We start from the raw sequence: 12,992 nt of genomic DNA, 5'->3' as shown, positions 1-12,992 counted from the left end.
TGGAGTCTGACGCGGATCCAACCGCCTGGGCTGACGACTCCTGTGGCACGCGCCACTACCTTCGAACACGTGACTGTGATCGCAACCGAAAGCCTGAGCAAGCGGTTCCCGAGGGTGACCGCGCTTGACCGGCTCTCCTTGGACATCGGACCGGGCGTCACCGGCCTGGTGGGTTCCAACGGGGCCGGCAAGTCCACACTGATCAAGATCCTTCTGGGTCTGTCCCCCGCCACCGAAGGCCGGGCCGCGGTGCTCGGGCTGGACGTCGCCACCGAGGGAGCCGCGATCCGGGAGCAGGTCGGGTACATGCCCGAACACGACTGCCTGCCCCCTGACGTCTCGGCGACCGAGTTCGTCGTCCACATGGCGAGGATGTCGGGGCTGCCTCCCACAGCGGCACGTGAGCGCACCGCGGACACCCTGCGCCACGTCGGGCTGTACGAGGAGCGTTACCGCCCCATCGGCGGCTACTCGACCGGTATGAAACAGCGGGTGAAGCTGGCCCAGGCTCTGGTCCACGACCCGAAGCTGGTCCTCCTCGACGAGCCGACCAACGGGCTGGACCCGGTCGGCCGCGACGAGATGCTCGGCCTGATCCGCCGCGTCCACACCGACTTCGGCATCTCGGTGCTGGTCACCTCGCACCTCCTCGGAGAGCTGGAGCGGACCTGCGACCACGTGGTCGTCATCGACGGCGGCGCGCTGCTCCGCTCCAGCTCCACCAGCGACTTCACCCGGACCACGACGACGCTGGCCGTCGAGGTCACCGACAGCGACACCCACCCCGACGGCACGGACGCCCTGCGCCGGGCCCTCACCGCCGCCGGGATCACGCTCGTCGGAACCGACGGGCTGGACGCCGAAGGGCTTCCCGGAGCCGGCCACATCCTCCTGGTGGAGGCGGCCGGCGACGAGACGTACGACGTGGTGCGGGACAGCGTGGCCGAGCTCGGCCTGGGACTCATCCGGATGGAACAGCGGCGCCACCACATCGCCGAGGTCTTCCGCGCCGGAGCGGCACCCCGCACGGCACAGGCCGTGACGACGGGTGCCGGACAGCAGAAGGGGAGCGGTCGCGATGAGCACTGAGACCGGAACCGTGACCGGGAGCGAGACCTCCCGGATCCACAACATCGGATACCGCTCCTACGACGGTGTCCGCCTGGGGCGGGCCTACGCACGCCGCTCGCTGTACTCGCAGTCGCTGCGGGGCTCGTTCGGACTGGGCAGGTCCGCGAAGTCCAAGGTGCTGCCGATGCTGCTGTGCGGGGTGATGTGCCTGGTGGCGCTGATCCTGGTCGCGGTCGCCATCGCCACGCCGAACATGACGAAACTCCCCATCAGGTACACCGACTTCGCGATCTACCTCCAGGCCGTGATCGGACTGTTCATCGCCTCCCAGGCACCGCAGTCCGTGTCCAGGGACCTCCGCTTCAAGAGCGTGCCGCTGTACTTCTCGCGGCCGATCGAGCGTGTCGACTACGTCCTCGCGAAGTTCGCCGCCATGGCCTCGGCCCTGCTCATCCTCACCGGGCTGCCGCTCGTCATCCTGTACGTGGGCGCACTGCTGGCCAAGTTCGACTTGGCCGACCAGAGCAAGGGCTTCGGACAGGGGATGGTCTCGGTGGCGCTGCTCTCCGTGCTGTTCGCCGGGCTCGGGCTCGTGGTCGCCGCGCTGACACCGCGGCGTGGCTTCGGGGTCGCCGCGGTGATCGCCGTGCTGACCATCACCTACGGGGCGGTCTCCACGGTCCAGGCGATCGCCTGGGAGACCGGATCGGCGGGTGCCATCACGTGGCTGGGGCTGTTCTCGCCCATCACGCTGATCGACGGGGTGCAGACCGCGTTCCTCGGCGCCGCCTCCGCCTTCCCCGGCGGTGAAGGACCGGGTGCCGCCGCCGGCGCGGTCTATCTGATCGTTGTCCTCGCGCTCGTCGCCGGCTCGTACGCCGTACTGATGCGCCGCTACCGGAGGGTCGGGCTGTGACCACCATCGAGATCGACCACACCTCCCGCTGGTTCGGCAACGTGGTCGCCGTCAACGACGTCAGCATGACCGTGGGCCCCGGGGTCACCGGGCTGCTCGGCCCCAACGGAGCCGGGAAGTCCACGCTGATCAACATGATGGCCGGCTTCCTGGCGCCGTCGACGGGCACGGTGACGCTCGACGGCACACAGATCTGGCGCAACGAGTCGGTCTACAAGGCGATCGGGATCGTGCCGGAGCGGGAGGGGATGTACGACTTCCTCACGGGCCGCGAGTTCGTCGTCGCCAACGCCGAACTGCACGGACTGGGGGACGCCGCCGCGGCCGAAGCGCTGGCCACGGTCGAGATGGAGTACGCGCAGGACCGCAAGATCTCGACGTACAGCAAGGGCATGCGCCAGCGCGTGAAGATGGCGTCCGCCCTGGTCCACGACCCGTCGGTGCTGCTCCTCGACGAGCCGTTCAACGGCATGGACCCGCGCCAGCGCATGCAGCTGATGGAGCTCCTGCGCCGGATGGGCGCCGAGGGCCGGACGGTGCTCTTCTCCTCCCACATCCTCGAGGAGGTCGAGCAGCTCGCCTCGCACATCGAGGTGATCGTGGCGGGCCGCCACGCCGCGTCCGGTGACTTCCGGAAGATCCGCCGGCTGATGACGGACCGGCCGCACCGCTATCTCGTACGGTCCAGCGACGACCGGGCGCTCGCCGCCGCGCTCATCGCGGACCCCTCGACGGCGGGGATCGAGGTCGATGTGGCGGAGGGGGCCCTGCGCATCCAGGCGGTCGACTTCGGGCGGTTCACGGCCCTGCTGCCGGAGGTCGCACGCGAACACGGCATCCGGCTGCTCACCGTCTCCCCGTCCGACGAGTCCCTCGAATCGGTCTTTTCCTATCTCGTAACGGCCTGAGTAGTGGCCGATAAGGAGCTGTGAAGCGTCATGTACGACCCCACAGTCGCCCGGCTCACCTACCGGGCCCTGCTCGGCCGGCGCCGGGCCGCCATCCTGTTCGTCCTGCCGGTGCTGCTGGTGGCCATCTCCGTGGCGGTGCGGGCGTTCGCGGGGGCCGATGACGGTGTCGCCTCCGGAGTGCTGGGCGGATTCGCCATCGCCACGATGGTCCCGCTGATCGGCGTCATCGCGGGAACGGGTGCCATCGGACCGGAGATCGACGACGGATCGATCGTCTACCTGCTGGCCAAGCCGGTGAAGCGGCCCACGATCATCTTCACCAAGCTGATCGTGGCCATCGCCGTGACGATGCTCTTCTCGGCGCTGCCGACGTTCGTCGCGGGGCTGATCCTCAACGGCAACGGCGGACAGATCGCCGTCGCCTACACGATCGCGGCGCTGGTCGCCTCGATCGCGTACAGCGCGCTGTTCCTGCTGCTCGGCACGGTCAGCCGGCACGCCGTGGTCTTCGGCCTCGTGTACGCGCTCGTGTGGGAGGCGCTGTTCGGCAGCCTCGTCCCGGGGGCCAGGACGCTCAGCGTGCAGCAGTGGTCCCTCTCGGTCGCCGAGAAGGTGGCCGGGGACGGCCTGGTGACCTCGGACGTCGGCCTGCCGCTCGCGACGGTCCTGCTGGTCGGTGTCACCGCCGTGGCCACGTGGTACGCGGGTCAGAAGCTGCGGGCGCTGAAGCTCGCCGGCGAGGAGTGACGACCGTCCGCACCGGTGCAACCCCCGTTCGATGGACGGGGGTTGTTCCGTGTGCGGGCGGTCGGTGCGCGTGACTGTACGGTTGTCGGCTCGTTGTACAGGGTGCGTGGAGGCAACTGGAATCTGTGGCGTCGAGCTTTCGTGAATTCGGGGAATGCCGTCCGCGGTGAGGCGAGCGCCCACCCGGCCGGTCATCGAGTGAGTGGCCATCGTGAGCGACCTCCGCCCTCGTAGCCCGGGGACAGGGCTCTCCTCACCCGTTCCCACGCACGAGAGGCACGCCCATGCCCACGGAAGTCGCCCTGCTCGAGTCCCAAGCCCTCCGGGTCGAGCAGATGGGGCGCGTCGAAGTTCTCGACAAGGTGAAGAGCCTTGTCATGCTCCCTGATGGAATTCACCTTCGCACAGAGGAGGTGGCTCGCTACTTCGAAGTATCCACAGAGGTCGTCAAGAAGCTGACCCAACGCCACCGCGCCGAGGTGGAGGGGAACGGACTCAAACTGCTGCGTGGCGCTGAGCTGCGCGTCTTCCATAGGGACATGGTGTCCCTATGGAGTGGTGAGGCGGCGGAAAGTTATCCACAGGCGGCGACGCAGCTCACCCTGTACACCCGCCGGACGGTGCTCAACATGGCCATGCTTCTTCGCGACAGCGACATCGCGCGCAGTGTCCGCACCCACCTGCTCGACGCCGAGGAGGACCTCAGGGTCTCCTACGTCTCGCTCGACCGGCGGGTCACCCGCATCGAGGGGTGCCTCGCCGGAGTGGGGAGCGCGCTCCAGGAGCTCGGCCCGGTGCTCGGCCGGATGTCGCAGCGGCTCGGCTCCCTGGACCGGAAGCTCGACGTCACCCACCAGGTCGTGGGCGCCATCAGTCTGCGGCTCACGGATGTCTCCCAGGACGTCGTCCGGCTCGACGCCCGTATGGACGAACTCGCCCACCGGCTGCGGGAGCTGGGCCGCCGCGAGGGCGACTGACGACACGAGGCGCCGTCCCGGGCCACGAACACCTCGTGGTCCCGGACGGCGCCTTCCGGCACACCGGCCCCGCCTTCCGGGGCCCCGTCCTACGCGCGCGTGGCCGTCCGGAGCAGTTCCTCCAGCACGATCGCGATGCCGTCGTGCTCGTTCGACGCGGTGATCTCGTGGGCCACGGCCTTCAGATCGTCGTGCGCGTTGGCCATGGCGACACCGTGCTCCGCCCAGCCGAACATGGGGATGTCGTTCGGCATGTCACCGAAGGCCAGGGTGTCCGTGGCCTTGAGTCCCAGACGGCGGGCCGCCAGGGAGAGACCGGTCGCCTTGCTCAGCCCCAGGGGGAGGATCTCCACGACACCCGGGCCCGCCATGACGACGTTCACCAGGCTGCCGACGGCCTGTCGCGCAGCCTCGGCCAGGGCGTCGTCGTCGAGCTCCGGATGCTGTATGTAGACCTTGTTCAGCGGAGCGGTCCACATCTCGGCGGGGTCGTTCATGAAGACGGCCGGCAACGGCCCGTCCTGCACCTCGTACCCCGGTCCGACCAGCACCTCGCCCTCGAGCCCGTCACGGCTCGCCGCCAGGGCGAGCGGGCCGACCTCCGCCTCGATCTTGGACAGCGCCAGCCCCGCGAGCTGCCGGTCCAGGGTCAGGGAGGTGAGCAGCTTGTGCTCGCCCGCGTGGTAGACCTGCGCACCCTGGCCGCAGACCGCGAGGCCCTGGTAGCCCAGGTCGTCGAGGATGTGCCGGGTCCACGGAACCGCCCGTCCCGTGACGACGATGTGTGCCGCGCCGGCCGCGGTGACCGCGGCCAGCGCCTCCCGGGTGGGACCCGAGACGGTGTGGTCGTCGCGCAGCAGGGTGCCGTCGAGATCGGTCGCGACGAGCTTGTAGGGGAACGTCACTTGGAGACCGGCTCCAGAAGCTCGCGTCCGCCCAGGTACGGACGGAGGACCTCCGGCACGCGCACCGAGCCGTCGGCCAGCTGGTGGTTCTCCAGGATCGCCACGATCGTGCGCGGGACGGCGCAGAGCGTGCCGTTCAGCGTGGACAGCGGCTGGACCTTCTTCCCGTCGCGCATCCGGACCGAAAGCCGGCGCGCCTGGAACCCGTCACAGTTCGACGCGGACGTCAGCTCGCGGTACTTGCCCTGGGTCGGGATCCACGCCTCGCAGTCGAACTTCCGCGAGGCCGAGGAGCCCAGGTCCCCGGTGGCGACATCGATCACCTGGAACGGCAGCTCCAGGCCGGTGAGCCACTGCTTCTCCCAGTCCAGGAGCCTGCGGTGCTCGGCTTCGGCGTCCGCCGGGTCGACGTACGAGAACATCTCGACCTTGTCGAACTGGTGGACGCGGAAGATGCCCCGGGTGTCCTTGCCGTACGTGCCCGCCTCGCGGCGGAAGCAGGGGGAGAACCCGGCGTACCGCAGGGGCAGCTTGTCGGCCTCGATGATCTCGTCCATGTGGTACGCCGCGAGGGGCACCTCGGACGTGCCGACGAGGTAGTAGTCGTCCTTCTCCAGGTGGTAGACGTTCTCCGCGGCCTGGCCGAGGAAGCCCGTGCCCTCCATGGCCCGCGGACGGACCAGTGCGGGCGTCAGCATGGGGACGAAACCGGCCTCGGTGGCCTGCGCGATCGCCGCGTTGACCAGCGCCAGTTCGAGCAGCGCGCCGATGCCGGTCAGGTAGTAGAAGCGCGATCCGGACACCTTGGCGCCGCGCTCCATGTCGATGGCGCCCAGCGACTCACCGAGCTCCAGGTGGTCCTTGGGCTCGAACCCCTCCGCACCGAAGTCACGGATCGTGCCGTGCGTCTCCAGGACGACGAAGTCCTCCTCACCGCCGACCGGCACGTCCTCGTGGACGACGTTGCCGAGGAGCAGGAGCAGGCGCTTGGCCTCGGCGTCGGCCTCGTCCTGCGCGACATCGGCAGCCTTGACCTCGGCCTTCAGCTGATCCGCCTTCTTGAGGAGCTCGGCGCGCTCCTCCGGGGTGGCCTTGGGGATCAGCTTCCCGAGCGACTTCTGCTCGGAGCGGAGTTCGTCGAAGCGGACGCCGGACGACCTGCGCAGCTCGTCGGCGGAGAGAAGGGCGTCGACGAGCGCGACGTCCTCTCCACGGGCGCGCTGGGAGGCGCGAACACGGTCGGGGTCCTCACGGAGCAGGCGAAGGTCAATCACCCCTCAAGGCTACCGGTGCGGGGATCCACCGCTCGAACCGATATCGACGAGCGTGGCGCTTTGCCCGAATTGCCGGAATCAATAATCCTGTGGGAATCGCGCACGGAGTGGAGGGGGAACCCGTCGATAAACGGGGGCCATCTCCCTGAAAGGGGGCCAAGTGCTCCTGTCGTCCAGTGCATCGACCGTGCGTGCGCGGGGAGTTGGCAGTCGCCCTGTGCGGGCGTTGTCCACAGGTGGCCGTAGATCCAATTAGTTATCCACAGGCTGTGAAGAAGATCTGTGGATGCCGGAAGGGATCGTTCCGAAAGCGGCATCACGGGGCAGGGATTCGCCACTCAAACCTCATCCGTGCACTCATTCGGGTGGGTATTCCTCGACTTCATGACGTGATCAATGGAATGGGGGGACACGGGGCGAGGTGTGGCCCTGTGGGTGATCCGGGGCTCCTGGGGCTATTTGTCGACCATGTCGGTTCGCGGTGTCGACTTGTCCCCAGGTGGAGAGCGCACCCTGTGGATAACTTTGGCCACCCCCATCGGCCCGGAGACCAGGACCATGTCCCGTAGGCCGGAGATCCGACAGTAGGACCGGGCGTCTGGTCAGCCGACAGGACCCGGCGCGCTGTCGATCGACGGGACGGGGCAGGTCGTCGATCGACGGGACGGGGCGCGTTGTCGATCGGCGGGACCGGCAGGGCACTCACCGGGCAGGACCGCCCGCGCGGCAGAAAAAACCGGCCGGAACGGAAACCGGTCCGCTTCCCGCACTCGTCAGACCCGGCCGTCCTGGCTCCGGGCCAGCCAGTCGGACGCCTCCGTGAAGTCCGTGTCCGACGTCCCGATCCGCAGGGGGCTCGTCTCGTCGGGCGTCACCCCTGCCCGCGGGTAGGAGCCCAGGAACCGCACATTCGGGCAGATCCGCTTGAGCCCCATCAGTGCCTCGCCGACCCGGCGGTCCGCGATGTGACCCTCCGCGTCGACGGCGAAGCAGTAGTTCCCGATGCCCTCCCCCGTCGGCCGGGACTGGATGAGCATCAGGTTGACCCCGCGCACGGCGAACTCCTGGAGCAGTTCGAGGAGTGCGCCGGGGTGGTCGTCGCCGAGCCAGATGACCACGGAGGTCTTGTCGGCTCCCGTGGGGGCTGACGGCCGGGCAGGGCGTCCCACCAGCACGAAGCGCGTCTGGGCGTTCTCCGCGTCGTGGATCTCCGTCACCAGGGGCTCCAGGCCGTAGGTCGCCGCGGCGAATTCGCCGGCGAAGGCCGCGTCGTAGCGACCCTCCTGGACCAGACGTGCACCGTCCGCGTTCGAGGCGGCCGACTCCCACACCGCGCTGGGCAGATGGTCCGCCATCCAGTTGCGTACCTGGGGCTGCGCGGCGGGGTGGGCGGTGACGGTCTTGATGTCCGACAGCTTCGTCCCGGGGCGCACCAGCAGCGCGAAGGTGATGGAGAGCAGCACCTCGCGGTAGATCATCAGGGGAGCGCCGGTGGTCAGCTCGTCGAGCGTCGCGGAGATCCCGCCCTCCACGGAGTTCTCGATCGGGACGAGTGCCGCTGCGGCCTCTCCCTTGCGCACCGCGTCCAGAGCGGCCGGCACCGAGACCATCGGGACGAGTTCACGGGTGGCGGCTTCGGGGAGGGTGCGGAGGGCCACCTCGGTGAAGGTGCCTTCGGGACCGAGATAGGCGTAGCGCGTGGCTGACATACGGTCACCCTAATGGGCCGCCGGGTGGGGCCGTGCGCCTCACGCCTCCAGTAGCCGCTGCCCCACGTACTCCCCGGACGCGGCGCCTCCGGGCACGGCGAAGAGGCCGCTCGCCTCGTGCCGGATGAACGGCGAGAGGGCGTCCCCGCGGTCGAGCTTGCGCTGGACCGGGATGAAGCCCCTGAAGGGATCGGCCTGCCAGCAGATGAAGAGCAGTCCCGCGTCCGGGGTGCCGTCGTCGGCGATGCCGTCGTGGTACGAGAACGGGCGGCGCAGCATCGCGGCGCCTCCGTTCTTCTCGGGGGAGGAGATCCTGGCGTGTGCGTTGGCGGGGATCAGCGGCTTGCCGTCCGGCCCCGCCTTGTCCAGGTCCATCGCGGTGTCCTCCGAGCCGCCGCTCAGCGGAGCGCCGTCCGCCTTGCGCCGGCCGATGACCTGCTCCTGGTGCTCGACCGTGAGTTCTTCCCAGTCGTCCAGGAGCATCCTGATCCGCCGGACGACGGCGTAGGAGCCGCCCTCCATCCAGGCGTAGGCCGCCGAGTCCCCGGGCGGGACGAAGATCCGCTCCTGGAAGTCGCTCTCGCCCGGTTTCGGATTGTTGGTGCCGTCGACCTGGCCCATCAGGTTGCGCGCGGTCCTCGGCCGGTCGGTGGCGCCCGGGGTCCGGTTGAAGCCGTTCATCTGCCACCGGACCCGGGCTGTCGAACCGGCCTCCTTCTGGAGGGCGCGCAACGCGTGGAACGCGACGAGCGCGTCGTCGGCACCGATCTGCACCCAGAGATCACCGTCGGACCGTGAGGCATCGAGGTGGTCGGAGGAGAAGGCGGGCAACGGGTCCAGGGCGGGTGGCCGGTGGCCGGTCAGTCCGGTGCGCTCGAAGAAGGTCCGCCCGAATCCGAAGGTGACGGTCAGGGAGGACGGCCCGGCGTCCAGGGCGATCCCGGTGTCGTGCCCCCGGCCGCCCTCCGCCGGCTCACCGGCCATCAGCCGGTCCGCGACGGCCGACCAGCGGCGCATCAGTGCGGCGGCTTCCGTGCGCCCCGACCCCGGCGTCAGATCGAAGGCGACCAGGTGGCCCCGGGCCTGAAGCGGAGTGGTGATCCCCGCTTGATGTTTCCCGTGAAACATCGCCTCGGTCGCCCCGACCGTGGTCAGCGCAGACGGCGTCTCCCCGCGGCTCGCGGCGTATCCGCCGGCGCCGCCTGCCGCGCCCAGGACGAGTCCTGCCGCACCCGCTGCCCCCGCGCCGCCGATCAGCCGCCGCCGGGAGACGAGGCCTGCGCCACCGGACGCCGGTCCGTCGCCGCGGACGGGAGTGGTGCCGTTCACCTGGGGGGTGTCCTTCTTCTTGCTCACCGAGCTCAGCCGATCTTCACGTTCTTGTCGATGGTCGTCTGGTCGATGTCCGACGTCCGCACGGTCACGGCGACCGTCCACTCGCCGGCCATCGGGATCTGCACGCCGCTCGCCGTCCAGTGCCCCTCGGTGAGGTGGTCCGGGACGACCGGCAGCGGTCCGATGTCCTTGGACTCCAGGGTGAGGGCGAGCTTCACCTCGGGGACGTCCATGGGGCGTTCGTCGGCCCCGTCGATCCAGAGGTGCACGCTGTTGGCGCCGGTTCGGCCGGGTGAGATGTCCAGGCGCACCGTCCCCTTGCCGTTCCGGCCGCCGGTGTCGAAGGGCAGGGTCAGGTTCACCTGCCCGCCGGTCACCGGTGCGGGAGCCGAGGTGGTGCTGCCGCGGGCCGCCTCCTCCTCGGTGCGACCGGGTTCGGTGGACGTCAGGATCGTCGTCACGATGAGCAGGACCGCGGCGATGCCCGTCTCCACCAGCACGGACCGGCGCAGTCCGGAGCGGTCCGGATCGGCGTCACGGGCGCGCCTCTCCTTCGTCGCCGTCAGAGCGGCGCGCTGCCGGGAGAGCTGGGCGGCGCGTTCCGGGTCCACCGTCTCCTCGGGTGCGACGTCCGAAGCGGCCGAGCCGGCCACATCCGTCTCTTCCTCGGTCTCGGCCGTTTCATTCGTCGCCGAGAGCGCCGCCGGATCAGCGGTGGTACCGGATCCGGCGTCCTCGGCCAGCCGCCCCGTCCACCGTCGCGAGATCCACGCGACTCCGACGAGTACGGCGACCAGCCCCACCTTGAGGAGCAGCAACTGTCCGTACCGGGTACCGGTCAGTGCGGACCACGAGCCCACCTGGCGCCAGGACTGGTAGAGCCCGGTTGCGGTGAGGACGAGCACGCTGCCGAACGCCATGCGCGAGAACCGCCGTACCGCGGCGCTCGTGATGTCCGGCGTCCGGTACAGGGCGACCAGCAGCGCGGCGAGCCCGCCCAGCCAGGCCGCGACGGCGAGCAGGTGGAGCACGTCCACGGGCATGGCGATGCCCGGCTGGATGCCCGTCGAGGCGTGCTCGGCCAGGGCCCAGGTGCCGGCGATCCCCGCGGCGATGACCGTTCCGCCGGTCGCGAGCCCGAAGGTGAGGTCCTTCTTCTCCTTCTCGTCCTCACGCTTGGCGTACGCCCCGAAGAGGACGGCGATGAAGAGGGCGGAGGCACCCAGGAGCAGCAGCCGGGAGACCAGCGCGGCCCCCGGCTTGGTGTCGAGGACGGCCTGCAGACCGGCGAGGTCGAAGGCGTCCGCGAGCTTGCCGGAGCCGGTGTACGGGCTGCGCAGGAGCAGCATGGCGAGCGTCGCCGCGGTGAGCGTGACCCAGCCGCGTACGACGAGGCGCTGCAACGGGCGGGCACCGGCCCCGCGCTGCCAACAGGCGAGCACGAACGCCGAACCGCCCGCGAGCAGGATGAATCCGGCGTACGCGACGTAGCGTGCGATGCCGTAGAGCGCGCCCACGAGGCCGCCGCCCGCGCTGTTCGACGGCAGCGCGACGGTGGTGTCCGAGGGGGCGCCGACGGAGAAGGTGAAGGCACCCGAGACCGGGTGGCTGTCCGCGGAGACCGCCTGCCAGGCAACGGTGTAGGTGCCGTCGGGGAGACCGCTGTGGAGCTGGACGCCGTACCGCACGGCGCCGCCCGTCGTCAGATCACGCGGAGCCCCCTCGTCGGCCCGCTTCCCGGCCGGGTCCAGGACCCGGATCGAGTCGTCGCTCACGGCGATCTGCTCGGAGAAGGTGAGCGTGACCTCCCGGGGCGCGGTGGCCACCACCGCCCCGTCCTGCGGGTCGCTCCCGGTGAGAGCGGCGTGCGCGGACGCGGGGCTCGCGCAGGCCAGCACCAGGCCGAACAGCAGGCTGATCAGCGCGGCGAGGTGCGCGACCGCGGCGTGCGGCCGTCGTATCAGGGAGGGCCCGAAGCGCGGGGCGGTGGCTGTCATGGGTGTCAGTACCTCACTGCTTCTTCGGGTTGTAGGTGGTCTCCTTCACGGGGATGTCGACCGTGATGGGGTCGGCCTTCTCGAAGTGCAGTTCCACGGAGACCGTCTCCCCCCGCTTGGGCTGCTGCTTGAGACCCGTGAACATGATGTGGTTGCCGCCGCGTTCGAGGTCGAGCTCGCCACCGGCGGGCACCTCGAACGACGTGACCATGCGCATCGTCCGGTCCTTCGTCTCGTGGATGGAGACGTGGTCGGAGAGCGAGCTGGTCACCGAGGTGAGCCGGTCGGTGGCGTCACCGCTGTTCTTCACGAGGAGGAAGCCGGCCGCCATGTCGCTGACGGGCTGGGGCATGAAGGCTCCCGTCACCTCCAGCCGGGGCACGCTGTCCGAGGAACACGCCGCCAGCGTCAGCCCGGTGGTGAGGGCCAGGGCGCCGGCGAGGACCGTACGGCGGTTCACGGGGTCTCCCCCTTGACGAGCTCGGGGAGATCCTCGGTGTAGTCCTCGGCCGTGGTGTCCTCGCTGTAGAGCACGTACCCCTTGTCGGTCTTCGGGGAGAACGCGATGACCTGGGCGCCGTGCATCGAGACGATCGTGCCGTCCTTCTCCTTCTTCGGGGCGTCGATGCCGATGCCGATCTGCCGTGCTCCCGCCTGGATGGTCGGGAAGTCGCCGGTCAGGCCGGTGAAGTCGGGATCCTGGGCGTTGAGCCAGCTGCCCAGGGACGACGGGGTGTCCCGTTCGGGGTCCGTCGTGACGAAGACGACCTGGAGCTTCTCCTGGTCGGCCTTGGGCAGGGCCCGCTTGGCCACGGCGATGTTGCTCATGGTCAGCGGACACACGTCGGGGCAGTTGGTGTAGCCGAAGTAGATGAGCGTCGGCTTGCCCTTGGTCTTCTCGCGCAGGTCGTACTTCTTGCCGTGCGTGTCGGTGAGGACGAGGTCCGGCTTGGTGAAGGGCTGGTCGAGCACGGTGGCGGGCTTGGACCCGGTGCCGGAGGAGACCTCGGCGACGGAATCGTCCGCCGTGTCCCCGCCGCTGCCGCATGCCGACAGGGTCAGTGCGGCCACGGCGGCGAACGCCGCGGCCAGCACCGTCTTCTTGCTGTGCATGGAGAGCTGATTCCTGATCTGTGGATACGGGTGGTGG

12 protein-coding genes are annotated in these 12,992 nt (G+C 69.7%); 5 read left to right on the top strand and 7 right to left on the bottom strand.

Annotated elements, in window-relative coordinates; all coding sequences use genetic code 11:
* Positions 1 to 75 precede the first annotated feature (75 nt).
* From ACFC51_RS24940 to ACFC51_RS24920, 5 genes are all read left to right on the top strand, one after another.
* Positions 76 to 1,089, top strand: a complete 1,014-nt coding sequence (locus tag ACFC51_RS24940) for an ABC transporter ATP-binding protein (RefSeq protein WP_376530927.1) — start codon at positions 76 to 78, stop codon at positions 1,087 to 1,089.
* Positions 1,079 to 1,987 carry an ABC transporter permease gene (locus tag ACFC51_RS24935; protein WP_376530849.1) on the top strand — a complete coding sequence of 303 codons (909 nt, stop codon included), beginning with the start codon at positions 1,079 to 1,081 and terminating at the stop codon, positions 1,985 to 1,987. Before ACFC51_RS24940 ends, ACFC51_RS24935 begins: the two co-directional genes overlap by 11 nt.
* Positions 1,984 to 2,895 (top strand): ABC transporter ATP-binding protein, encoded by a 912-nt coding sequence (locus tag ACFC51_RS24930; RefSeq protein WP_376368320.1) that lies wholly within the window; start codon positions 1,984 to 1,986, stop codon positions 2,893 to 2,895. Before ACFC51_RS24935 ends, ACFC51_RS24930 begins: the two co-directional genes overlap by 4 nt.
* A 30-nt stretch (positions 2,896 to 2,925) precedes the next feature.
* Positions 2,926 to 3,645, top strand: coding sequence for an ABC transporter permease (locus ACFC51_RS24925; protein WP_376368322.1), 720 nt, complete (start codon positions 2,926 to 2,928; stop codon positions 3,643 to 3,645).
* A gap of 284 nt (positions 3,646 to 3,929) precedes the next feature.
* Positions 3,930 to 4,622 (top strand): hypothetical protein, encoded by a 693-nt coding sequence (locus ACFC51_RS24920; RefSeq protein ID WP_376530846.1) that lies wholly within the window; start codon positions 3,930 to 3,932, stop codon positions 4,620 to 4,622.
* 89 nt (positions 4,623 to 4,711) lie between these two features.
* Here ACFC51_RS24920 and ACFC51_RS24915 read toward each other — a convergent pair whose 3' ends face one another.
* The 7 genes from ACFC51_RS24915 to ACFC51_RS24885 form a co-directional block, all read right to left on the bottom strand.
* Entirely contained in the window at positions 4,712 to 5,527 is an 816-nt protein-coding gene (locus ACFC51_RS24915; protein ID WP_376368326.1) for an HAD family hydrolase, read from the bottom strand.
* Positions 5,524 to 6,801, bottom strand: a complete 1,278-nt coding sequence (gene serS / locus ACFC51_RS24910) for a serine--tRNA ligase (protein ID WP_376368327.1) — start codon at positions 6,799 to 6,801, stop codon at positions 5,524 to 5,526. The genes ACFC51_RS24915 and serS overlap by 4 nt, the downstream gene beginning before the upstream one ends.
* 773 nt (positions 6,802 to 7,574) lie before the next feature.
* Positions 7,575 to 8,510, bottom strand: coding sequence for a prephenate dehydratase (pheA, locus tag ACFC51_RS24905; protein WP_376368328.1), 936 nt, complete (start codon positions 8,508 to 8,510; stop codon positions 7,575 to 7,577).
* 39 nt (positions 8,511 to 8,549) lie between these two features.
* Positions 8,550 to 9,839, bottom strand: a complete 1,290-nt coding sequence (efeB, locus tag ACFC51_RS24900) for an iron uptake transporter deferrochelatase/peroxidase subunit (protein WP_376530925.1) — start codon at positions 9,837 to 9,839, stop codon at positions 8,550 to 8,552.
* Positions 9,840 to 9,871: 32 nt separating this feature from the next.
* Complete coding sequence (locus ACFC51_RS24895; protein WP_376530844.1) at positions 9,872 to 11,842, bottom strand: copper resistance CopC/CopD family protein; 1,971 nt, start codon at positions 11,840 to 11,842, stop codon at positions 9,872 to 9,874.
* Between the two features lie 13 nt (positions 11,843 to 11,855).
* A complete protein-coding gene (locus ACFC51_RS24890) occupies positions 11,856 to 12,302 on the bottom strand; it encodes a copper chaperone PCu(A)C (RefSeq protein WP_376530842.1) in 447 nt (148 codons plus the stop codon).
* Positions 12,299 to 12,955: an SCO family protein gene (locus tag ACFC51_RS24885; RefSeq protein ID WP_376368335.1), complete on the bottom strand. Its 657-nt coding sequence runs from the start codon at positions 12,953 to 12,955 to the stop codon at positions 12,299 to 12,301. The genes ACFC51_RS24890 and ACFC51_RS24885 overlap by 4 nt, the downstream gene beginning before the upstream one ends.
* Between the last annotated feature and the right edge of the window lie 37 nt (positions 12,956 to 12,992).

The organism is Streptomyces sp. NPDC055962 (assembly GCF_042270185.1).
GTDB lineage: Bacteria > Actinomycetota > Actinomycetes > Streptomycetales > Streptomycetaceae > Streptomyces.
The sequence above is the reverse complement of the archived record's forward strand: the minus strand, read 5'-3'. Positions and strand labels throughout refer to the sequence as shown.

What these genes read in the sequence shown, in the direction of transcription:
- ACFC51_RS24935 (WP_376530849.1), top strand. Translation starts at nt 1,079, where the DNA reads ATGAGCACTGAGACCGGAACCGTGACCGGGAGCGAGACCTCCCGGATC.
- ACFC51_RS24925 (WP_376368322.1), top strand. Translation starts at nt 2,926, where the DNA reads ATGTACGACCCCACAGTCGCCCGGCTCACCTACCGGGCCCTGCTCGGC.
- ACFC51_RS24920 (WP_376530846.1), top strand. Translation starts at nt 3,930, where the DNA reads ATGCCCACGGAAGTCGCCCTGCTCGAGTCCCAAGCCCTCCGGGTCGAG.
- pheA (WP_376368328.1), bottom strand. Translation starts at nt 8,510, where the DNA reads ATGTCAGCCACGCGCTACGCCTATCTCGGTCCCGAAGGCACCTTCACC.
- ACFC51_RS24895 (WP_376530844.1), bottom strand. Translation starts at nt 11,842, where the DNA reads ATGACAGCCACCGCCCCGCGCTTCGGGCCCTCCCTGATACGACGGCCG.
- ACFC51_RS24885 (WP_376368335.1), bottom strand. Translation starts at nt 12,955, where the DNA reads ATGCACAGCAAGAAGACGGTGCTGGCCGCGGCGTTCGCCGCCGTGGCC.